The organism is Leptospira fluminis (assembly GCF_004771275.1).
Classification (GTDB): domain Bacteria; phylum Spirochaetota; class Leptospiria; order Leptospirales; family Leptospiraceae; genus Leptospira_B; species Leptospira_B fluminis.
In genome coordinates this window covers 147,332-170,677 of record NZ_RQEV01000008.1, presented here as the reverse complement: position 1 = coordinate 170,677, position 23,346 = coordinate 147,332, and the positions used below count along the sequence as shown (strand labels likewise).

Genomic DNA, 23,346 nt, shown 5'->3' with positions numbered 1-23,346 from the left:
GTATATTAGGCGAAACTACGTTCTTTTTGGATTCCTGATTCTTTTTTTCTTTTCATTTCTCCATTACGGTGTTTAATAGATCTCTCGGTTTCTTCGGATCAACGGAGACTATATGGCTAGTACTAAAACCATCGAAACAACCGGTAATGAAACTCTAAATCTGAAACAATTATTGGAAGTCCTCTCCGCTTTAAAACGAGGGGATCTTTCGAGACGTATGCCCGTAGATAACGTAGGGATAGCGGGTAAGATCGCGGATCTGTTAAACGATATCATAGACCAAAACGACAGGATGGTAAAGGAATTCGAGCGAATCGGAAACGAAGTGGGACAGGAAGGAAAGATTTCCCAGAGGATCAATTCCGTTTCCGCTCGGGGGTCTTGGGCGGCTTGTATGAATTCCGTCAACTTTCTGATCGGCAATTTGGTTCAACCGAATACGGAAGTGACTCGTGTGATCAGTGCCGTGGCCGGTGGGGACCTTTCGCAAAACATGTCGCTTGCGATAGACGGTAAACCTTTAAAAGGGGAATTTTTGAGAACAGCGAAAATCGTGAACACGATGGTGGACCAGTTGAACTCCTTCGCATCTGAGGTGACCCGTGTTGCCCGAGAAGTGGGAACGGAAGGAAAGTTAGGCGGTCAAGCCGACGTTCGCGGAGTTGCTGGGACTTGGAAGGACCTCACGGACAGCGTGAACTCCATGGCTTCCAACTTGACGGGCCAAGTGAGGGATATCGCCGAGGTGACTAAGGCGGTTGCAACGGGAGACCTTTCCAAGAAGATCACAGTGGACGTAAAGGGAGAGATCCTAGAACTCAAAAATACGATCAACACGATGGTAGACCAGTTGAATTCCCTTGCATCCGAAGTGACCCGTGTTGCCCGAGAAGTGGGAACGGAAGGAAAGTTAGGCGGTCAAGCGGACGTTCGCGGAGTTGCGGGAACTTGGAAGGACCTGACGGACAGTGTGAACTCCATGGCCGGAAATTTGACGGGCCAAGTGAGGGATATCGCCGAGGTGACTAAGGCGGTAGCACGCGGGGACTTGTCGAAGAAGATCACTGTGGACGTAAAGGGAGAGATCCTAGAACTCAAAAATACGATCAACACGATGGTGGACCAGCTGAATTCCTTCGCGTCGGAGGTGACCCGTGTTGCCCGAGAAGTGGGAACGGAAGGAAAGTTAGGCGGTCAAGCGGACGTTCGCGGAGTTGCGGGGACTTGGAAGGATCTCACTGACAGCGTGAACTCCATGGCTTCCAACCTGACTGGTCAGGTTCGGAACATTGCGGAAGTGACGACTGCAGTGGCGCGGGGGGATTTGTCGAAAAAGATCACTGTGGACGTAAAGGGAGAGATCCTAGCCTTGAAGGATACGATCAACACGATGGTGGACCAGCTGAACTCCTTCGCATCTGAGGTGACCCGTGTTGCGCGAGAAGTGGGAACGGAGGGGGAACTCGGCGGTCAAGCGGATGTTCGCGGAGTTGCGGGGACTTGGAAGGACCTGACGGACAGTGTGAACTTCATGGCTTCCAACCTGACGGGCCAGGTTCGGAACATTGCGGAAGTGACGACTGCGGTTGCAACGGGAGACCTTTCCAAGAAGATCACCGTGGACGTAAAGGGAGAGATCCTGGAGTTGAAGGATACGATCAACACGATGGTAGATCAATTGAACTCCTTCGCATCCGAGGTGACCCGTGTTGCGCGAGAAGTGGGAACGGAAGGAAAGTTAGGCGGTCAAGCCGACGTTCGCGGAGTTGCGGGGACTTGGAAGGACCTGACGGACAGTGTGAACTTCATGGCAAACAATCTGACCACCCAGGTGAGGGGAATCGCCGAAGTGGTGACTTCCGTAGCAAACGGGGACTTAAAGAAAAAATTATATATGGAGGCCAAAGGGGAAATCGCGGAATTGTCGGATACGATCAACGACATGATCGACACTTTGGGACTGTTCGGAGACCAGGTAACCACAGTCGCCCGGGAAGTGGGTATCGAAGGAAAGCTTGGCGGCCAGGCAAGCGTTCCCGGGGCTGCCGGACTTTGGAGGGACTTGACGGACAACGTGAACCAGCTTGCCAGTAACCTGACCACTCAGGTACGTGCGATCGCGGAAGTGGCCACAGGGGTAACGAAAGGGGATTTGTCCAGATCGGTAACGGTCAAGGCCGCAGGAGAAGTTGCGGCTCTGTCGGATAACATCAATGAAATGATCCGCAACCTAAGAGAGACGACCAGGATCAATACGGAGCAAGACTGGCTGAAGACGAACTTGGCCAAATTTACGCAATTATTGCAAGGGCAAAGAAATTTGGTGAACGTAAGTAAGCTGATTCTATCCGAATTGGCTCCGTTGGTTTCCGTGCAACACGGAGCCTTCTTCATTACGGAAACCATGGAAAGCGAATATTCCCTGAAACTATTGGCCAGTTACGCCTACCAGGAACGGAAATACGTGTCCAATCGATTCAAACCGGGAGAGGGATTGGTCGGTCAATGCTTTTTGGAAAAGGAAAGGATCTTATTGACCCAAGTCCCGGCCGACTATATCAAAGTCAGCTCCGCTTTGGGGGAGTCTTCCCCTTTGAACATCGTAGTTCTGCCGGTATTGTTCGAAGGCGAAGTCAAGGCGATCATCGAGTTAGCGTCCTTCCAAAGTTTTACTCCGATTCACTTGAGCTTTTTGGACCAACTTACGGAGAGTATCGGGATCGTATTGAACACGATAGCGGCGAGTATGAGAACGGAGGAGCTGTTGATCCAGTCCCAAACTCTAACGGAGGAATTGCAGGGACGCCAACAGGAATTGACCAATACGAACGCCCGACTGGAGGATCAGGCAAAATCCTTGAAGGCTTCCGAAGATCTTTTAAAGGAACAACGGGAAAAACTCCAAGAGAAAAACGAAGAACTGGAGGAGAAAGCCCGACTTCTCGCGAATCAAAACGACGAGGTGGAGCAAAAGAACAGCGAGGTGGAACAGGCCCGTTTCTCCCTGGAGGAAAAAGCCAGGCAGTTGGCGCTGACTTCCCGGTACAAGTCCGAATTTTTGGCGAACATGTCCCACGAGCTTAGGACTCCTTTGAATAACATACTCATCCTGTCTAAATTGCTTTCCGACAACGAGTCGGAGAGCCTGTCCACAAAACAGATCGAATTTGCCCGTACGATTCACGCGTCGGGAAACGATCTATTACAACTCATCAACGATATTTTGGATCTTTCCAAGATAGAATCGGGTAAGATGAGCGTGGATCTGGATACGGTTTCCTTTGCGGAATTGGCGGACTATCTCGAGCGTTCTTTCAGCGAGACGGCGAAGAATCGGGGTTTGGAATTTCAGGTGGATCTGAACTCCGAACTGCCCGCCGGAATGATTACGGATTTGCATAAGCTACAGCAAATCTTAAGAAATCTACTCTCTAACGCGTTCAAATTCACTCCTAAAGGAAGCGTAACGCTTCGGATCTTTCCTTCCAAAGTGGGAAGAAAATTCTCCTATGTCAATGCGGCGGAAACTAGAATCGCATTTTCCGTAATCGATACCGGGATTGGTATACCTGCGGAAAAACAAAGCGTCATCTTCGAAGCGTTCCGACAAGCGGACGGAAGCACGAGCCGTAAGTACGGAGGAACAGGGTTGGGACTTTCCATCAGCAAGGAAATCGCGAAACTGCTCGGAGGAGAGTTGAAATTGACGAGTCAGATCGGAATCGGAAGCGCCTTCACCCTGTATCTTCCCGTGGAATACCTCCCGTCCGACGAAGGATTTAACGAATCGGATTATCTGAAGCCGGAAGACGTCTGGGCTATACACGGAAGAGTCGGAGCAAAGGATAAAAAAGGAATTTCCGACGGCTTCTCCAGCGCGATGACTTCGTCTAAGTCCGGTTCTGCGGGAATGCCCGTCCTTTCCGAGGAAAAATCACCGGTGGAAACGGATTCGGAAATTCTGATTTTCTGCGACAAGGAATCTAGTGCGAGCCTACTCTTCGAGTCCGTTTCGGAGAGAGGTTGGAAAGCGATCGTCTGTCCGGACTGGGAAAGCGGACGCGATCTCTTGCATTCCCCCTCGATCTGCGGGATTTTTTTGGATCTACAAAGCGGAGAACTGGACAATTGGATCGTTTTGGACGCGTTAAAGCAAAGGGCCGAGTCGAGGAGAATCCCGGTGTGCGTCGTATCCAATCGATCCGATCGCTGGAAAGGATATAGGATGGGGGCTTTCGTGCAAATCGCAGAACCGCCGGATCCGACTTCCATCGGCGAGGTCTTGGACAAGATCAGGAATTATTCCACGAAAAAATCTAAAACCGTTCTTTTTACAGGAAGGAATGAAGTTTTAGAAGAATGCGGAACTACGTTGGAATCGAGAGGCGTTACCGTAAAATTCGCCGACAATCTCGAGGAGGCGATTCGAACGGGCAGAAGAGAAGATCTGGATTGCCTGGTCGTTCTGTCCGATTTGCTCGACGAAGAATCGAATTCGATTCGCACGATATGGGAGTCCGAAATAAAGCCCGTCCCCGTAATTTTGTACAAAAACGGGAATGCGGATCTCGAGAAAAGGAATTTGATACGGAACCTGAGGGGCCAAACGGCTTTGGTCGAGGTGGAGAGCGGAGGGCAGTTGGATAACGCGCTGCACGTGTTTTTGCATCTCGCTTCTCCTGAACCCGTGGAATCCGAAGGTCTGGAGATATCGAATCGGAAAGATAAAATAAAAGACGTTTTAGAAAATCATAAAGTTTTGATAGTTGACGACGACGTTCGTAATATTTTCGCTTTGACGAGCATGTTGGAGCAAAGCAAGATGAGGATCGTATATGCGGAAAGTGCCAAGAACGGAATAGATATTTTGCAGAGGATGAACGACGTAGAGATCGTGCTTATGGACGTGATGATGCCGGATATGGACGGATACGAAGCGATCCGAACGATCCGTTCCCTACCTACTTTCCGGGATTTGCCCATTTTTGCCCTTACTGCAAAGGCAATGAAAGGAGATAGGGAAAAATGCATGGAAGCGGGGGCGACATACTACGTCACGAAACCGGTGGATGTGAACGGATTATTATCCCTTCTCCGGGTATGTTTTACGTAGGCTTTTCTTTATGGATCCGAATCACAAGGTAGATATCCTGGTGGTGGACGATAATCCCGAGAATCTCAGGATATTGGAGCACATTTTCGCAAATCTTGAAGTAAGGATCGTGAAGGCTCAATCGGGAGTCGAGGCGCTAAAAGCGTTGTTGGAACCGGAAGATTTTGCTTTGATCTTTATGGATGTACGCATGCCCGGACTGGACGGTTTCGAAGTGGCTTCTTTGATCCGCCAGAGGGAGAAATGCGCGCACATTCCTATCATCTTTTTGACCGCCTACGGAGGCAGCGAAACCGGAATGTTCAAAGGATATTCCTTAGGGGCGGTGGATTTTTTGGTCAAACCGATCGCGCCGGAAATCCTAAGATCCAAAGTTTCCGTATTCGTGGAATTGTATAAGAAAAATAAGATGTTAGCCTACCAGGAGGAGATGCTGAGGCAAAGTCGAGACCAACTGGAACTCAGGGTAAAGGAGAGAACGAGGGAACTTCATCGGGTAAACGAGGAACTCGTAAAGGAAATCGCCGAGCGTACGAGAGCCGAGACGGCCTTGAAAGTATCCCTGAGGGAAAAGGAGATATTATTAAGGGAAATCCACCATAGGGTAAAAAATAATCTGCAAGTAGTCTCCAGCATTCTGAGTCTCCAGGGGAATTATATTACGGACCGGAAATCCTACGAGATTTTCGAGGACTCACAGTTCAGAATCAGATCCATCGCACTCATCCACGAACTACTTTATCAAAACGAGGATCTGGCCAGGATGAATTTCCGTCAGTATCTGAATAATCTGGTCTCCAATCTGCTTCGCACGTATAGGATCGATTCCAGAATCTCGTTCGAGATCGATGCGGATCAGGTATATTTGAGTCTGGATTCCGCCATCCATTGCGGATTGATCGTCACGGAACTCGTGACGAATTCCTTAAAATACGGATTTAAGGAACAAGATTTCGGTAAAGTGTCCATTCAAATGAAAGCGTTGGAAAACGAATCTTACGTAATGACCGTAGCCGACGACGGGGTCGGTTTTCCCCAGGACGTCGATTTCAAAAAAACGGATTCCCTAGGGCTCCAACTAGTGAACGCGCTTGCCGAGCAGATAGACGGTACTTTGACTTTGGATAGGGAAGGCGGAACCAAATTCAGACTGGAATTCAGGGATAAAGGGCAAACCGTCGAATGAACAAGTGGCCGCAAATTCTGATCGTTGAAGACGAGAATATCGTCGCAAGAGACTTAAAACATAGGCTCATGAATATCGGATATAAACCTCCGATCATCGCCACCAAAGGGGCGGAAGCCGTGCGGATCGCGAAAGAGGTTCGACCGGACATCATGATTTTCGATATCATGTTATCCAACAGCGTTATCGACGGGATCGAAGCCGCTGCGGAAATCCGTTCCGAGATCGACGTTCCGCTCATTTATCTTACCGCCTATGCGGACGACTATTCCGTGATTCGGTCCAAGGCTACGGAACCTTACGGGTATATTCTTAAACCGTTTCAGACTAGGGAATTGCATATCGCAATAGAGATGGCTCTGTACAAACATTCTTTGGACCAGGAATTGAAGCGGCAACAAAATATGCTATCTTCCATTCTGAACAGTATTCCGGAAGGACTCATCGCCACGGATATTGAGGGAAACGTAACGTTTATGAATCCGTACTCGGAAAAACTGACGGGTTGGACGAGCCTGGAAGCAAAAGGGAAAAACGTCCGGGAACTTTTTCAACTGGTATCGACCGTGGAAAAGGATATAAGTCTGGATCCGATTTCCTCGCTTTTGTCCGGGAACGGATCTCGTATCTATTTTAAAAACGTGATGTTAGTAAATAGACAGGGAAAGAGGAAATGGGTGGATTGCGTTTCGAAGACGATTCTACAGGAAAATAAAGTTTCCGGGATCTTATTTCTCTTTCAAGGTATGACGGATTGACTTTGCGCTTAACTTTTTTCCGAAACGGCGGTCCGCGGGAAAAGGGCTTTCTCGCGGACCCAAGAAGATCTTAATTCATACTACATCCGCGAACGCTGACCGTTCCGGATTCGCTCTTGTCACCGCTTGAAGCAGTGGTCGGAGTATAGGTATATGTCGCCACTCCATTGTTGAACGATACGGTACCGGAACCGTTTCTGTTCCCGCTGACCGTAAAGCTGATCGAACCGCTCGTGGGTTGGCAAGTAGTGTACGAATAAACCACGCTGGAATAGGTGAGCGAGACGGTAAAATTCGCCAAGTTGTGCTTGATCGATTGTACGCCGGAATTGACCGTTCTCGTTCCTGCGCCTTTGTTAAACGACAAATTCAGAGGAGTCGGTGTGGTCACCGTATGAGAGAAGATCACCTTTCCGAAAATGGTTCCGGATCTGGTGATATTGGTGTTGATCGTATATGCAGTCGCGCTTGTAAACGAAAGCACATGTGCCACGTTGATTTGCGGGTTTACGATTCCCGTTCCGAGAGAGTTCGTGCTTGCGGATTCCGTTAAGGACGCTCCTAATGCGGAATCGGAGAGAGTCACGGAAGACGCGACATTCAACACGGTACCGTTTTGGACGGGAGTTGCGGTCGCTGCGAGTCCGGTCCAATCGTTTTCCAAGGTTCCGTTCATGCTGATGCCAAAGCCGAAAGCGCAATTGGAATACGTCCATACCACGTTGACGGTTGCCGCAGCGGTCAAATCGGAGCCTTGCGGCGTGCGGGTCGCAGTTCCGCCTTTCGGACAATTCAACGTATATACCGTCGCTTCCAACGGACTGGAGAATAATCTCGCCAAGTAGGACGAATAATCCTTCTTGTTTTGCGCCACGGCCTCTACGGCGCCGATCGGGGAAAATAAAGCTACTCCGGTTCCGCTTCCGTCCGTAGATCCGGATGTTGCGTTGGTGACCGAATTCATACCGGTGCCGACCGCGTTTCCGATCTGGCTCTGTTCCGCAATCATGGCCAAAAGCGTCCCGGCGTTGTTGCTACTACCGGTCGATTTATGGCATCCTATTCCTGCGACGACCGCCAGAGCCACTGCGAGAATGGAATTGAGTAAGGTTCTGCTCATTCTAGTTTTCCTTCCAGAAATTAGTGTGATGTATCATAGAGTATGACGGATAAAAATGGGATCCAAATTTCTTTCTGACGGATTTTCTTTGCAATTTTTTTCCAATAAAAAGATCGAATCAAGAAAAGTCGTGAAACATAGATTGTTAACCGATCATTCTTACCTAATCGAACGAAGATTCCGACCAACCGAGAACCCGTTCCGATTGCAAAGTTGAAATGTCATAAATCCCCTTTTTGACTGTCTCCCTCATGCGGAATTTCCGGCTTTCGGGACGGAGGAATTTCGTCCCGTACGGATCTGGAAACCAAATCTTACTCTTTCCAAACCGACATGCTCCTGCCATAATTGCCCGAGGGTTTAATATCCCTTTTGGAGGAAAATATGTTTATATCGCAAGAAATAGAAAGAGAAGAATCTCCAGCCGGGGTTTCGATGTATTGGAAAAACGAATCTCTGGAATGTTGGAAGGTGAATGCTTGGTCGGGCGCACCTTTGATTTCGAGAATTAAGGAATTTTTAAAGAAGGCAAACGAAGAAGTAGGCAATCAGGATTCGGAGTGGCGCACCTTCGATCTAGATCCGTGGTCGGTCTGGTTCGTAATGATGAAGGGAGAAGAAATTTTTTCCGTTATGCGAGTCGTCGAAAAGCGCCCGAATAATCTGATTCCTCTCGAAATCGGAGTGATCCCCGGACCGGAGCCTCGCAGATACGCGGTTCTGGATAGAAACGTAGCCGACTGGAATTCCGTCGCTTTTTTAAGAACGCCGAGAGGATCGTATGCCGCTTTTCTGAATTGCGGATGTGTCGCCGACTATTGCGTTAAGCGGAATTATTCCAGGGTTTTCGGAATGTACAGTCCGTTTCGCAAGGGAATCGAAAGGGTGTATCTTGCCTCGGGTGCGATACATTGTGTCGAATATCCGGGACCGATTTACTTTCCGAATTTTCTTTGCAACGGGGAATTAGTACTATTTAAAACGATAGAAATTCCTAAAAAGAGTTTGCTTGAAATCGCCTCTTTTATTAATTTAAATAAGGCTCAAGCATGTCAATTATTGCATCGGATAATGTCGTCGCATTGAATTTATGTGCGGCCCTTTTCTTCGTAGCTTTCGGAGCTTTGATTCTCATTCCGACTCCGAGGAGGGCCGTGCAGATCCAGTTCGGAATGATGACTACGTTTATGGGATTTTGGTTCTCCTCCTTTATCCTAAGAGAAGTGGTTCCTTATTCTTGGTTGAATGCGCTGATCAATTTGGGATTAGCCGCAAGCATTCCCGCACCTTTCCTGATCTATCTGATTTCCTTATCCTATAACTCGAAGTCCTATAAACCGAATTGGAAATGGTTGGCTCCACATCTCGTCCTGATCTCTTTTTTTCTGGAAGAAAGCCTTAGGCTGAACGTACTGACCTTGGTATCCCGACCGGGGGAATCGGTACGGTTTACTGGTACGTTCGTTTATCCGGCGATTCTGCTGCATTCCCTGTTATTATTCGTGATCGCGATTTATAAATTCGGGAGGAACGCGATTCGTTCTCGCGGAAAGACAAGAGCGAGTTCCGTTCTTCTTCTGCTAGGTCTTCTTCCTCCCATTCTTGCCGTAGGCTGGTACATCTGGATCAATCCGACTCGTTATGGAATTTTTTCGGGGGAACAAGCTGCGATCGGTTCCATCTTGGGGATCTTCATTTGGACCGTGGCGATCGTAAATTGTAACGCTTTTAAACTAAGGACTTTTTCCGTATACGAGCCGGACTTACCGCATTTCGTCCGCTTGACCAAACCGATTTACGGATTCTTTTACAAATTGACCGATCCTGCGGATTATGAAGTGCAGGACCACGCCAGAAAGAGACGCTTAACGATGAGTATGATCGCTCATGATTATCGTTTGGGAGAGGCGATGGACCTGCCTTACCGGGAACGTGCCGATATCCTTGTAAAGATTTTCGGCAAACATTTCAAATAGAGAAATTATTGGTTGGTCGGCTTGATCAGACTTTTGATCGCCCGATGGATGGTCTCTAAGTCGTTGGGCGAAAGTTGCATGAGGTCTTCGACTACTTCGACGATTCCGTCCTTCGCGTTGATTTTTTGAATCAACCTTCTGTCAGAATCCTTTTGGTTCAGCGCTTTGATCGGGTTGTTCAAAACGACGGCTTTTTCCATACCGACTCCGCTTAACAACCATTCCTTACTGTATCCGTGGACCAGCTCGATTACGAGGGCAGTCGCCTCAGGAATCGTTCGCTTGCCGGCAGCATACGCGCCGATCAGTTGTCTGGATTTACGAATCGTTCTTCCGAATTCTTCCTGAGTACCGTCGAAATTGTTTAAAATATATTGAAATCGTTCCGCGGGAGTCTTCAAAACTTTTTTATCTACTGAACCTTTTTATTATTGAAAAACGCTACAATGTAGCCGAAAGTTTTCAGGACAAGTCTGGTGCGGTTTTCTTTTACAAACGCAGAATTTCGCACAGAGGCAGCATAGCCACGGCTTATATTTTAAGATTTGCTAAATAGGTCAAGCGGTTCGTTCCGTTCCCGTAGGACTTTTCGATCCGGGTTTTGAACCGCCTTGCATTTCGGATTATTATTAAACGAACATGAGCGTTCCTAATTGGTTTAACCTTCGCTATTTCGAGCAAACGATAGGAGAGTCTTATCGTTCGAGAGGATTACGGAAGTCTTTGGTCATGAAGGAAAAAAATTCCCGATTCTCCGGATCACCTAAGATTTCCAGATCGATAAAGAACGTGATTTTCATATGGAAACTTCTGATCAAAGTTAAAGTTCAAAAGACGGAAACGCTTCACCTTCGGAATAGGACGAAAGAGCTTGCCTCCGAAACCGGTCTTTTGAAATCGGAAATGCGCACGCTAAAATGGGAGCTGGCAAACGCAAAATCGGAATTAGCATTGGCTCGCAATTCCCTTACCTTCTATAAAGAGATACGATCCATCGGAGTGGAAAGTTCTCCGGATCAGTCTTGAAGCAATATTTCGGTTTTTAGGAGACTTCGGACGATTCCTTACGGTCTGATGTACCCTTTTAAGATCGTCCCCGTATTTGCCGATTTGGTGTCCTTAGGATAATCTAAAAGCGCTAGTCCGTCTCTGCACCTTCGAATCGAGACGCGCGATCGGCATTTGGTCGGTTGGGAAAGATTTATTCTGGCTTTTGTTTTCAGTCTTTTGTATTACGGATCGGTTCGGTAGTTCCAGATGGATCTTTGCGGATTTTACCCGATTTTAGTGACTGCTGTTAAAGGAAATATTCTTCCGTTATGAACCTTTTCCTAAAATGGTTGGAAGGAGTTTTCGGTTTTCTGCCTCTTCCGTTACTCGAGGTTTGGGGGCGTTTCGGCTATCTTGTCGGAATTTTATTGATGCTCTGTGCTTACGGAGGACTGACATTCCGTCCGAACGGTAAATGGGGAATCGCCAGAGAAAGACAGATCTGGGATTCCCAGGCATTGTACAGCATGGTGCTGACGTTCGTGAGCGTGTTCGTCACGGGATATCTAGGCTCTTTGATCGTACTCGTTCCCGGCGCGCAGACCTTCGAATCTTTGAAGGATCTTTCCGTTTTTTTGTGCATCGTTCTTTTCGGATACCCTGCGTTGGTCGTCGTTCCATTCGCGTACGGTCTTTCCGATCTGATCGAGGGAGTTCCGCCCGATTTTTTGGCGGATTGGATCCTAGGTTATTTTATCAATCCTTCCTGTTTCTGGGTAGCGTACCAATTCATCGGAAAGAATCCCGATTTTAAGAAGTTACGGACCTGGGGGTGGTATCTAAGTTTCGTGTTTATCTTCATGAGCATCGAGCCTCAACTTTGGGGATACATATGCTCCGATAAGTTTACACCCGAAATCTCCTATCGGAATATTTCGCCTGCCCTTTTTTTTACGACCTCGGTGACCTGGGTTTTTGCTCCCTTTGGCATGCTGGCCTTTCTGCCATTGGCAAGAAAATACTCCCTATATTGGGCGGAAATCCCCGGGCATGTCAGGGAGATTTCCTTGGATGGAAAGGTCCGGATTTGGGAAAGCGGTCGGACGGAGAAGGACGAAGGAAACGTTCGGAGTAACGGCGGCCTGCCTATCAGAATGCTGATCGCTTCTCCCTTTATCGTCCTGGTTTTGGTTATGGTGGGAACGACCGCTTATCTGACTCTTAAAAGTTCGGAAGAATCGGCGAACAAATTAGCGCTACGACTTCATCAGGAGATTTCCGAAAATATCAATCTTCAGCTGGATGATTTTTTGGAAAAAAGATTTGTGACGAACGATCCTCCCACGAAGGAGATCTCCGCACTCCTTCAAAATTCGGGGATCGCTCGGCAAGGACGCGCGTATATTCTGGATAGAAATTCCAACTTGGTTTCTTCTTCTCTTCAGGCAGAGGGGAATCCTTCCGAGTCCGAAAAAAATCTCACTGTGGCCGCCGCATCGGAAGATCCGGTGATCGCCCATTCGGTGCAGTCTTTGGAAAAGAGATTGGGGGACCTTCATCGATTAAGAACTTCCATACAGTTTTATTTCGATGTGATCACTGCAAAGCCTTTGTCCAGGGAAACCTGGTTGGCCCAAGCCACTCCTTATACGGACGGAGAGAATCGGCAGGACTGGATCGTCGTCACCGCATTGCCCGAATCCTATTATCTGGCCGGAGTCAGAACCGGCAACAGCCAATCCGCCATGGTCTTTGCGATCGGACTTCTTCTTTCTTTGTTAGTTGCTGCCTTTCTTTCCGGGATCGTAAGCACTCCGATTGCCCGCATTTCGAATGCGACGGAAGCGTTGGCACGAGGAGAACTTTCCCGAAGAGTGCCCACGAGTAGGTTGGAGGAAGTCGGGTCCCTTTCCTCTTCCTTCAATCGTATGGCGGAGCAACTCCAAGAATTGATTGTCCGTACCAAGTCCAGCGAAGAGCGTTTCAGAGATTTGGTCGAAACGACTCCCGGGATCGTGTGGGAGGCCTCCTCTACGGACTTGGATTTTATTTTCGTAAGTAGCCAAGCGGACTCCTTAGGTTTTGCGGTGGAAGAGTGGACGAAGCCGGGTTTCTGGATTTCGAGAATCCATCCAGAGGATCGGGAGAAAGTGATAGGTCTCTGCAAAGAATCGACCGGAAAATTGGAATCTTTCGAATTCGAATATAGGTTCGTCGGGAAAAACGAAAAAGTGACCTGGTTGAAAAACTTGGTCAAGGTGATTTACGAAAAAGAGGAGCCGAAGTATCTCCGCGGGGTCATGGTCGACGTGACTAAAAACAAACAGGCGGAAGAAACCATCCTGGATTTGAATGCGAATCTGGAAAAAAAGATCGATCAGAGAACGCAGGAACTGCAGAAATCGAACGCGAATTTGGTCGATGCGGTCGAGAATCTGGAAAAGTTAATGCGGGAATTGAAGGATGCGCAGGAGCAACTTCTCTTGTCGGAAAAGCTGGCGGCTCTTGGACAACTCGCGGCAGGTATGACCCACGAATTGAATACTCCGCTCGGAGCGATCGTGTCTTCGAACCGCGCTATTTTGGAGATTTTACAGAACGATCTTAATAAACTTCCCGGATTCTTTTCCGATTTGGGAGAGGAGGATCTGGAGATATTCAGGGTCCTGTTCGAAGAAAGCCTAAGGGACGCGTACCAATCCCAGGAAATCCCGGATCGAGCTACACGAAAAAAACTTCTACAATCGTTAAACGAAGCAGGGATAAGGGATTCGGAAACCATAACGAATCTGATTCTGGACGCGGGATTGTACAAAATCGGAGAAAAAATACTCGATCTCGTCAAGACGGATAAAGTCGTTCCGATTTTATCGGCGGTTTCCACTCTCTCGACGATAGTCCGCTTGAGCCAAGTTATAAAGATCGCGACAGGCAAGGCTTCTCACGTAGTGTTGGCGCTGAGAAATTATCTGAACCCCGGCGCGTTGCCTCCTGAGACGGGGGGAGGACTTTTACCCGTCGATATCAGAAGCGAAATAGAAACCGTACTCACTCTCTATCATAGTAAGATTAAATCCGGAGTCGAGATCGTAAAAAATTTCAGAACCGAAGAGGAATGCATCGGAGACGCGGATAAATTGAACCAGGTATGGATCAATCTTCTGAATAATGGTTTGCAGTCTATGAACTATAAGGGCAGACTGGAAATAGAAATTCGAAAGGAAAATCCCTGGATCGTCACTTCGTTTATCGATTCCGGCGACGGGATCCCGATGGAGATCCAAGGAAAAATTTTCGATCCCTTCTTTACCACGAAAAGGCACGGGGAAGGCATTGGTCTCGGATTGGATATCTGTAAGAAGATCATAGAGAAAATGGGTGGGAAGATAGAATTCGAGAGCGTGCCGGGGAGAACCAGATTCAGCGTCTGGCTCAAATCCGCGACCGCTATTTAAAGGAGATATTGAATGGTGACGGCCCAAAGAAGCGCGATTTTATGTGTAGATGACGAACCGATCATTTTGATCACTCTCAAGCAGGAATTACGAAAACGATTTGGGGACGAATACCAATACGAAACGGCATTGAACGCTAAGGAAGCGCTCGAAGTGGTGGATGAACTTGCAAATACCGGAATCAATGTGATCCTGATCCTATCGGACTGGCTGATGCCCGGTCTGAAAGGGGACGAGTTCCTGATATTGATCCATGCAAAATATCCGGAAATTCGCTCGATCCTGATCACGGGACATGTGGATGAAACCGCGGTTCGTAGGGTCAAAAACGAAGCGGGGACCTACGCCGTTTTTTCGAAACCCTGGGACGCGAAACAATTGATGGATGCCGTTCAGATCTGTTGTAATCGAGGGTAGGTCTCTTATCGAGGATCGTTAAAGGGTGGCGGATTCGTTTCTATCGTTTTTCCTTCTTTTCTCCTCGCTTCTTGCCTTGTTGTATGCGGTGGGAGAGGTATTCGCTTTTTCGAGAGGGAATAGAAGGACCGTATTGTTCGGAATTTTTCTGCTACTCTCATATTTTTTGTTTCACGCGTATCTGGTTTCGTCCCACAATATTTTACATTTTCCTTATTTATTTTTGACTCATTTACCTTGTTCGGCTTTGTTGGGAGCGTTGTTGGAAAGGTATCTCCTTCTAGCATGGGGAAATCCTTCGGAAAAGCCGGGTCGGTTCGTTCTGAAAATCCTTCCCGCCGTCGGGATCGCGCTTTGGTTGGTCCCTTTTTACTTTCAGGATGCGGATAGGAAGAGGGAGTTACTTCTTAAGGTCTTTGATCAGGGTTCCGATTGGAACGTCAAAGGTCCGGTGCTCTTTACCATGTGCATCCTGCTCTTCTTCTTGCTTTCCTTTTTGATACGCCTTTTCCGAACGGTCCGGGTCTCGGTGATTCGAAAAGAAATCAACCTGATGACCATTCTCCTTTTTTCAGGCTTTGCGATTTTGAGCACCTTTCTCGGCGCATTTTCGGTGCTGACGGGTAGGCCCGATCCGTTGGGAAAAATCGGAACTTGGATCGGTTTGTTTCTACTCTTCATTTACGTTTATCGGCAGAGATACCCGGAATTTTTTCTGGAAGTTCGAAAGGTGGTGGAAGAGGAAAAGCGGGTTAGAGCTTCCCAACTCGCGAAGCTGAACCTGAACGAGATACGGGAGAACCTTCGGAATCTGTTCGAAACGGAAAAAATCTACCGAGAGGAGGAACTGACACTTACTCTTCTGGCGGGAAGGTTGAGTCTCACCCCGCACCAGTTATCCGAATACCTGAATACGGAAGAAGGGAAGACTTTCTTTCAGATATTAAACGAATACCGGGTCGAAGAAGCTAAACATAGGATCCGGACTCAGCCTGAGGAGACTCTTTTGACAATTGCCTATTCCTCGGGCTTCCGATCCAAGTCTACCTTTAACGAAGTCTTTCGGAAGGAAACCGGTCTGACTCCGTCCGCTTACAGAAAGAGGAGCCTTCAAAAATCTAAAAAATAGGTCCGGAAGGATCGGATCGGACCCTTTTTTTCACCCATTCCGATCGGGCCGGTCGCAAATAACGATCACCTGTCGTAGTATGGAAGCGATTTAGGAGATATTTCGATGCCGTCTTGCCAGTTTAGCCTAGAATGCGTGGAGTCGTTCGCACTTTTTCAGCTCAGTATGAATTTTCTGCGTTACTATCCTCTTGCGGGTCTGGTTTTCCTCGTTTTTTGGATCTGGAAAAAGGGATCCTTCCAAAAATTCAGAATCCAGCAGTCATTTCCTAAGTCGGAAAAGATTTGGTCCGAGATCAAACAGTCCGCGGTGACCTTATTCATGTTCAGCGGGATCGCGATTTCCGTTTACATTCTTTCCGGGTTCGGGATTTTGAATCGTAAAATTTATTTCAACTTGTCGGAGCACGGCGGATGGGCTTACGGATTCTTCAGCCTTTTTTTGATTACGGTTTGGCATGAGACTTGGTTTTATTGGTTCCACAGATTGATGCACCATAGGAAAGTCTATTCTTTGGTCCATTCTCTCCATCATAAATCCGTAAACCCTTCTCCTTTTGCCGCGTATAATTTTCATTGGATCGAGGCTTTTTTGGAGGCTTTCTACGTGGTTCCCTTTATCTGTCTGGTTCCCTTTCATTTCGGCTTCTTTTTGGCGCATACCGTTTACGCTATGGTGATGAATATCTGGTGGCACACCGGTTACGAACTTTTTCCCAGAGGCTGGGCAAAGCATCCGATTTTGAAATGGATCAATACTTCCACCCATCACAATATGCACCACCAACGTTTTCACGGGAATTACAGTCTTTATTTCAATTTTTGGGACAGAGTGATGAAGACGAATTTCGAGGATTACGAAACGACTTTCGAAACCGTCGCGAAAGGAAGGGGAGAAGAAAGAAATGCCGATAGGAACTCGCGCGGAGATTTGGTGGATTCTCTAGCCTTCGCTTTGGAAGAAAGATAGGCGGATAAAAAAGGCCCGCAGCGGAGAGTCCCCCCGTTTCCGAATTCGGTTTATATCCGCTCTTCGTCGGTCTGTCTATCAGCCAATTTTCCCAGGAAGTCCTTGAGTTTCAGGATGGCATTGCTGTCAGGAGAGATTGCGGAGGCTTCTTGGGTAACGGACGCAGCTTGGTCGAATTTTTTTAGGATGATGAAAACCTGCGCAAGGTTCATCAGGTTTTTGAGATGGTTCGGATCTCTTAACCGTAATCGTTCCCCGAACTCCAGCGCCTTACGCAACATTCCGGCTTTTCTCGCCGCAAAGGAGGCTATATAAAGGATTTCGTTGTCAATCGGTCGTAAATCTAGATAATCTTCCGCGTACTTTGCCGCTTCCCGATAATTTTTCAGTTTGAGGTGGAGACGGACGAAATTTCTTTTTACCTCGGGAATCCGACTGTTCAAAGTTTCCGCCTCCTGGAGGAAGGAGATTGCCTCGGAAATATCCGATTCGTTCGTGGTCGCTTTTGCTCGCCGAAGCAATTCCAGGATTTTCCGCTTATCACTTTCCTCTTCCGGGGAGGTTCGGTTCGGTTCCAGATAGGAAAGTCGGATCAGGGAAAGATCGTCGGTAAGTTTTCCTCTCTTCAGAATTCCTTCGTAAATACCCGACAGTTCTCCGTCGGCCTCTTCGACGATTTTCAAGAAGAGGTGTTCATCGTCGTTTAATAACCGTCCCCCTGTCGCATCCATGCCGATCAGTATATCGTCCCTACCGTCGGATCCGGCTATGATCACGTCTCCGGGTTCCAATTGAAAGGTCTTGATCGAGATTCTACCTTCCAGCCCCGTAGTCCCTAATTTACGAAATAATAATTCGTTTTCTATAAACGAAGATATGCCGTCCCTGTACAGAACGGTCCAAGGATGCTCCGCGTTGATATAATAAAGGATTCCGGCATGATCGTCGATCAGACCCATGACTAAAGATACTAGCATGGAACCGTCAAAGCTTTCGAAAACTTTATGTAGCTCCGTGAACGCGCCCTTGAGCCAATGTTCGGGGGAAAGATTGCGCATCGATTCCACCAGTCTGGTCCTCTCTATGATGGACTCGAAGACGGAACCTAAAACCAAGGCCCCTCCCGCTCCCTGCATGGATTTTCCCATGGCATCCGCGTTCAGAAATACGGTGAACGTTCTTCGTTTCAACTCGATGTGATTCGCGATATTCATATCGCCGCCGATCTCGTCCTCGTAATTCCTAAAGGTGAATTTTTTCTTCTGTTCCAATAGAAAATCCACTTTTACCGTATCCTGAACGGCTTTGTTTTCCCCTAACGGCCGGATTAAAAGCGAAGTAAGGAAATAATCTCCGTCCTGCTGCTGTTTTAGTTCCTTGATCTCTTCCAAGGATAACTCGAGTTCTTTAGTGCGCTCTTTGACCTTATCCTCCAGTTCGGCCGCGTATTGCTCCAACCGTTTTCTCGCAGCCTGGATCGATCTGGTCATCCGGTTAAACGATCTCGCTATGAAACCGATCTCGTCCTCGACTCTCGGTGTCAGTCTGTAATCCAGATTCCCCGAATTTACTTCCCTTAGTCCGGTCACTACTTCGTTTAACGGCGTAAGAAGAGCACCATCGAAGAAGAGTCGGAATCCGATCGCAGTCACAAAAAAGATGGATAAAAGGGAAACGGCGAGTATCCAAGAGGGAGGGTGGAGGAATTGCCTTAGGGTTCTGTAGTCGAATCCGGCCTCGTAGATTTTTCCCGTTTTAGGATGTTGGTATATATAGGAAACATAATAATTGGGTTTAGGATCCCCCGGGTGAAAGGTTCTGACTCCCCTGTATATGCGTTCTTCTTCCTTTCTCAACGGGACCGCGATCGAAAGAAAAAGCTGGTTCAATTCCTCGCCGCTCATGCCTTCGCGGACACTTCCCTTAAATCTCTCCGTAAGGGATTTCATCGTTGCGGAAACGCCGACTTCCTCAGAGCGGAAAAGTTTGTCCGCGAGGGTATCATCGTTTTTATTAGGAGCGTTATAAAATTTATTCCGAATGACCGAAAATCTTTTTTCCATATCGCCGAAAAAGCGTTCCACATCCGGATCAGAAACCTGTCCGTTCCCTTTGGATTCCAGAAATTCCCAAAGGCCGCTCCTATATATTCCGAATGCTTCCGGCGATTCTTCCAGGATCTTTTCGGATCTTTTTCGCCTTTGTTTCGCATCCATACTTCCTAGGTTTAACAGTTTTTTGGTATAATAAAAAAATCGTAATTCTTCGCCGTCGCTTTTTCCGGTCCTCGGATCTTTGGATCCATATTCCGTTTTTATTTTGGAATTTTCCGGATCGAATGATAAGAGATATAGGAGATCTTTAGGTCTTTCTTCGTTCAAAACGGCCGATCTTGTGACGTGAGTCTGGATCGTATCGAAAGAAGAATCGTAGCCGTTCAAGATCGCATAGCCGACCAATTGAAACGTCAAGAGGAAGGTCGCCATTGCGATTCCTATAATGCGACTCAGGATGGTGGTTCTTTCCTTCGTTATATTCACGTACAGGACTATCATCAGAAAATATCCCGCCACCAAGGTAAGGTCGGCGCATTGTTGGTAAGCCGCTCGGGATACCGTTCCGTCCCTACTCAGCGCGTTCATAATCCCGGAAAAAATGCTTAAAAAACAGTACGTCAGAAGGAGATAGATCACCGCTCTCCTTTGCTTTCCTTTTTCCACATAAGCTCGCCAGATCCCGGCGGCGATTAGACATAGAATGTAGAATAAGACCAGGATGGAAAATATTTTATAAAAAAGTTGTGTTTGGAAATCCCAGTGGTGGCTTCCGAAAACGAAGGTCCTCGGAGCTTGTAAGGAAACCATAATGTAGAAGGCTGTGATGACGATGATTCCCGCATACAATGCAAAGAAAATCCCAAGTCCCAATTTCACCCTTTTAGGTTCGGGGAAATAGAAGAAGAATAGAAATAGGTGGATCAAGCTGATCAGAGGAACGGGAATCATGAACCATCTGTGATAAATCGTCCATTCGTCGTACGAGGAAAACCCGACCGCGTAAGCGGAGTGATACAAAATCGTTATGCATGTTGCCAACCCGATGTTTAGGGCTGCCTTGCTTCTATCCTTAATCCTAAGGAAAAAGAAAGCGGCGTAAGCGGAAAACAGCGCTGCTAATAATGATCCAAAGGAATAAAAATTTAGAAAAAAAGATTCCATATCGGGATTCAGAAAAATCTCCAAAAAAAACGGAACGTCAAGGAAAATAGCGTATTTTTTTCGTCATATTAATCCTAAAGGCGCGGAATTTCGCAGTGGAAGGGAAAAATCATGAGGGGCACTATCGCCGGACTAAACGAAAAGGACAATAAGATCATAATTCGTACGGACTTCGGATATACATACGGTATAGCCGACGTTTCTTATATGAAAGTCAATCAGTTGGTTTCCGGAGATCTTCGCAGTAACGGGTTTGAGATTCTGACGAACCTGAATTCCGGTGACGATTTTGTAGTAGAAATAGAAGCGTACGATTGTTCCCATGAAGCGGCAATACTTCTTTTAGATCGCGGTTGATCGAATCGAAATACCCGCTTCGGATCGTAAAATTGAAGTCGGAAGAATTTTACGACTCCTGGAAGGCGAATTTCAGTTGCGATTTTATCGTATCGGACGTCGGCGGGAAGTAAAATCAAGAGGCTAAGTTTTGTAGCTCGATGAATTTAATTAAAAGATAAATTCGTCATATACGATAGACGCTAAATACTTGACGGGGAATGTCGGAAAGTTGGAAAATATTCGGGGGAATTGGGGGGAAGCTGATGAACAGGACGATTTTAATTGCCGGCCTCTGGATTTTATGGCTTTATTCGGCCAGAGGAAACGTACAACTGGGCAGTTATAATTCTATCGAAGAATGCAAGTCGGCAAAGGAAGCCGATCATACCGGCATTATGTTCTGGAAGACCTATTGCGTGGAATCCAAACAGTAAGTCTTAAGAAGCAAAGAATTCGCTAGAAGGAGCTCGGAGTCGGGGACGATCCGGGCTCTTTTTCGTTTTGTGGGGTCGTTAGAGAATGAAGAGTGCGGCTTTCCAGGCTGACTTTTTAGACCTTCGTTTTAAACTAGGCTTTTCGGGCCCGAAAATTCGGAACGAGCCCTTTCCTTTATCCTTGAAATTCGCTTGCCTTGTGATTTGATTCGTTGATTTTGCTTTTGTGGAAAAAAAAACATCCTTTAATATTAGATTAATATTATTCTATTTTCTCCTTTTCTACATTATCTTACTTCTCTATAAAATAGCGTTCGTATGGATCTACTCCTACCGTCTGGACGGGGTGGGGGTGAAGGCGTTTCTACTGGCTTCGGCGGTCGGCCTCAGGTTCGATCTGGCGACTATCTCCATGCTTTTGGCTCTTTTTGCAGTACCATTGATGGTGCCGGTGTTGGGAAGGATCCGATTCTACAGATTGTTTTGGGGATACTCCGCCATATTAATAACGCTCTGGATGATCGGGCATTTAAGCGCGGATCTGATTTATTATGAAAACGGAAATAAGCACTTAGGCTACGAAGGATTCGTATTTTTCGGAAACGGTTTCTGGGTGATTTTTAAATCCGCTCTGACGGAAAGCCCTAGGTTCCTGACTTTTATGATTTGCTCCGCGGTCGTTTTCCTTCTTATCGCGGGTTTCGTTTTCTGGAGAAGGGTGCCTAAAAATTCCGAACAGGGCAACTGGATTTACGAGTCTCTGCGTTTGTTTTTCATCGTGGCGTTTTTGGTGATCGCCATCCGAGGGGGTATTCAGGAGACTCCGCTTCGCCCCGCGTACGCGGCAACTTCTACGAATCCTTTTTTAAACGATCTTCCCTTAAACGGGATCTACACGTCCATTATAGATTTGAAAAGTCAGAATCTGAATCCGAATCTGGTGATGAAGAAAGCGGATGCGGTGCGGATCGTGCGTAAGGAGATAGAGTATCAGAACGCCGGTTTCGTAAGCGACAAATATCCGCTGTTGCGTTTTCAGAAAGGAACGAACGAGGGAACTCCGCCGAATATCGTCATAGTAATGCTGGAAAGTTGGACCGGTAAATTTATCCGACCCATATCCGACGGGATCGTGGAAGGCAGGGAGCTGACCCCTTATTTCAATCGATTGGTTAGAGAGGGGAGATTCTTTACGCATTTTTTCGCATCGGGTGGAAGGACTACGAACGGAATGATGTCCGTTTTGACGGGGATACCGGATCGCCCCGGGCTGACCGTGGTTCGTACCCACCAAGTCCTCGGCAATTTTTCCGGCATCGGATCCATATTTAAGAACCTGGGTTACGAAACCTATTTCGTAACCGGAGGGGACTTAACCTTCGATAACGAATCCGTCTTAATGCCTCATTGGGGGTTCCAAACGGTCGTGGGAGAAGCGGAGATCCGGAGTCTTGGACGTTTTAAGAAAGGAGCTTGGGGTTACGACGACGCGGATGTTCTGCAACTATTACACGAGAAAATCAGCTCTTCTTCCAAACCCTTTTTAGGGGTGGCCTTGACTTTGACCACGCACTACCCTTATAAAACCCCGGAAAAGCGGTTCGATATTTTCGATTCTTCCATTAGGGATTATGAATATTTAAACGTGTATCATTACTCCGATTGGGCCATCGGTCAATTTATAGAGAAGGCTAAGAAATTCCCATATTTCAAAAACACGGTCTTTGTCTTTGTTGCGGATCATACTCATCACCGTTATCTGAATTATTACGAGGACAGGAATATCCCGTTTCTGATTTACGCTCCGGGTAGAATTAGACCGGGAAAAGACGATAAATTCGCCTCTCAATTGGATATCATTCCGACCGTTCTCGGGATCGTAGGGAAACCGGCGTATTTTTCCGCTATGGGCCGGGATTTATTTTCCTTTAACCGTACGGAAAGCGCCTACTTCGCCTATGGGACTCTTTTCGGATGGATCGAAAAGGATTTATTTCATCTGGAATATGCGGATGGAAAAGGGGGAGCGGAATATTCGGTTTCTACCCCTTCGGGGCCGACGGAATTCTGCAAAAAGGACCCGGCCTTTTGTCGCCAAGCCTCCGATAAGGCGCGCGCATTCTTAAATCTGAGTTATCAATTATTGAATAGCAACTCGATTTTTCCGTCCGAGAAGGAGATGAAGTCCGGATCGTTTGCCGATTGAGGCAGGATCTTGCTGCGGCTCCGACAAAAAAGGACC

Annotated in this window: 16 protein-coding genes; 13 read left to right on the top strand and 3 right to left on the bottom strand. The window is 47.3% G+C overall.

Going from position 1 to position 23,346, the window contains the following annotated elements:
* Window positions 1-112 precede the first annotated feature (112 nt).
* The 3 genes from EHO61_RS07555 to EHO61_RS07545 are packed head-to-tail and all read left to right on the top strand — an operon-like array spanning window position 113 to window position 7,057.
* Window positions 113-5,113, top strand: coding sequence for a hybrid sensor histidine kinase/response regulator (locus tag EHO61_RS07555; RefSeq protein WP_135813021.1), 5,001 nt, complete (start codon window positions 113-115; stop codon window positions 5,111-5,113).
* Between the two features lie 10 nt (window positions 5,114-5,123).
* Window positions 5,124-6,299, top strand: a complete 1,176-nt coding sequence (locus tag EHO61_RS07550) for a histidine kinase dimerization/phosphoacceptor domain -containing protein (protein WP_135813020.1) — start codon at window positions 5,124-5,126, stop codon at window positions 6,297-6,299.
* A complete protein-coding gene (locus EHO61_RS07545; RefSeq protein ID WP_135813019.1) occupies window positions 6,296-7,057 on the top strand; it encodes an ATP-binding response regulator in 762 nt (253 codons plus the stop codon). Before EHO61_RS07550 ends, EHO61_RS07545 begins: the two co-directional genes overlap by 4 nt.
* A gap of 70 nt (window positions 7,058-7,127) precedes the next feature.
* Here the strand turns inward: EHO61_RS07545 and EHO61_RS07540 are convergent, their stop codons facing one another.
* Window positions 7,128-8,177 (bottom strand): hypothetical protein, encoded by a 1,050-nt coding sequence (locus EHO61_RS07540; RefSeq protein ID WP_135813018.1) that lies wholly within the window; start codon window positions 8,175-8,177, stop codon window positions 7,128-7,130.
* Between the two features lie 384 nt (window positions 8,178-8,561).
* Here EHO61_RS07540 and EHO61_RS07535 point away from each other — a divergent pair, with 384 nt between their 5' ends.
* Both EHO61_RS07535 and EHO61_RS07530 read left to right on the top strand, forming a co-directional pair.
* A complete protein-coding gene (locus EHO61_RS07535; protein ID WP_135813017.1) occupies window positions 8,562-9,263 on the top strand; it encodes an LBL_2463 family protein in 702 nt (233 codons plus the stop codon).
* Window positions 9,227-10,153 carry an LIC10906 family membrane protein gene (locus tag EHO61_RS07530; RefSeq protein WP_135813016.1) on the top strand — a complete coding sequence of 309 codons (927 nt, stop codon included), beginning with the start codon at window positions 9,227-9,229 and terminating at the stop codon, window positions 10,151-10,153. The genes EHO61_RS07535 and EHO61_RS07530 overlap by 37 nt, the downstream gene beginning before the upstream one ends.
* Before the next feature lie 5 nt (window positions 10,154-10,158).
* On the opposite strand, the gene EHO61_RS07525 is transcribed toward EHO61_RS07530, so the two are convergent.
* Window positions 10,159-10,554: a hypothetical protein gene (locus EHO61_RS07525; RefSeq protein ID WP_135813015.1), complete on the bottom strand. Its 396-nt coding sequence runs from the start codon at window positions 10,552-10,554 to the stop codon at window positions 10,159-10,161.
* A 238-nt stretch (window positions 10,555-10,792) separates the two neighbouring features.
* On the opposite strand from EHO61_RS07525, the gene EHO61_RS07520 reads away from it, so the two are divergent.
* The 5 genes from EHO61_RS07520 to EHO61_RS07500 all read left to right on the top strand — a co-directional run bounded on the left by EHO61_RS07520 (window position 10,793) and on the right by EHO61_RS07500 (window position 17,113).
* On the top strand, window positions 10,793-11,179 hold the full coding sequence (locus EHO61_RS07520; RefSeq protein WP_135813014.1) for a hypothetical protein: 387 nt from the start codon (window positions 10,793-10,795) through the stop codon (window positions 11,177-11,179).
* Between the two features lie 293 nt (window positions 11,180-11,472).
* Window positions 11,473-14,598, top strand: coding sequence for an ATP-binding protein (locus EHO61_RS07515; RefSeq protein WP_135813013.1), 3,126 nt, complete (start codon window positions 11,473-11,475; stop codon window positions 14,596-14,598).
* Between the two features lie 12 nt (window positions 14,599-14,610).
* On the top strand, window positions 14,611-15,015 hold the full coding sequence (locus tag EHO61_RS07510; protein WP_135813012.1) for a response regulator: 405 nt from the start codon (window positions 14,611-14,613) through the stop codon (window positions 15,013-15,015).
* A 25-nt stretch (window positions 15,016-15,040) separates the two neighbouring features.
* Window positions 15,041-16,144: a helix-turn-helix domain-containing protein gene (locus EHO61_RS07505; protein ID WP_135813011.1), complete on the top strand. Its 1,104-nt coding sequence runs from the start codon at window positions 15,041-15,043 to the stop codon at window positions 16,142-16,144.
* 105 nt (window positions 16,145-16,249) lie between these two features.
* A complete protein-coding gene (locus EHO61_RS07500) occupies window positions 16,250-17,113 on the top strand; it encodes a sterol desaturase family protein (protein ID WP_135813010.1) in 864 nt (287 codons plus the stop codon).
* A 50-nt stretch (window positions 17,114-17,163) separates the two neighbouring features.
* On the opposite strand, the gene EHO61_RS07495 is transcribed toward EHO61_RS07500, so the two are convergent.
* Window positions 17,164-20,331 (bottom strand): SpoIIE family protein phosphatase, encoded by a 3,168-nt coding sequence (locus EHO61_RS07495; RefSeq protein ID WP_135813009.1) that lies wholly within the window; start codon window positions 20,329-20,331, stop codon window positions 17,164-17,166.
* A gap of 111 nt (window positions 20,332-20,442) precedes the next feature.
* Between EHO61_RS07495 and EHO61_RS07490 the strand changes: the two genes are divergently transcribed.
* From EHO61_RS07490 to EHO61_RS07485, 3 genes are all read left to right on the top strand, one after another.
* Window positions 20,443-20,688 (top strand): hypothetical protein, encoded by a 246-nt coding sequence (locus EHO61_RS07490; RefSeq protein WP_135813008.1) that lies wholly within the window; start codon window positions 20,443-20,445, stop codon window positions 20,686-20,688.
* A gap of 245 nt (window positions 20,689-20,933) precedes the next feature.
* Window positions 20,934-21,104, top strand: a complete 171-nt coding sequence (locus EHO61_RS17210; protein ID WP_167884828.1) for a hypothetical protein — start codon at window positions 20,934-20,936, stop codon at window positions 21,102-21,104.
* Window positions 21,105-21,330: 226 nt separating this feature from the next.
* A complete protein-coding gene (locus tag EHO61_RS07485; protein ID WP_135813007.1) occupies window positions 21,331-23,310 on the top strand; it encodes an LTA synthase family protein in 1,980 nt (659 codons plus the stop codon).
* Window positions 23,311-23,346 lie beyond the last annotated feature (36 nt).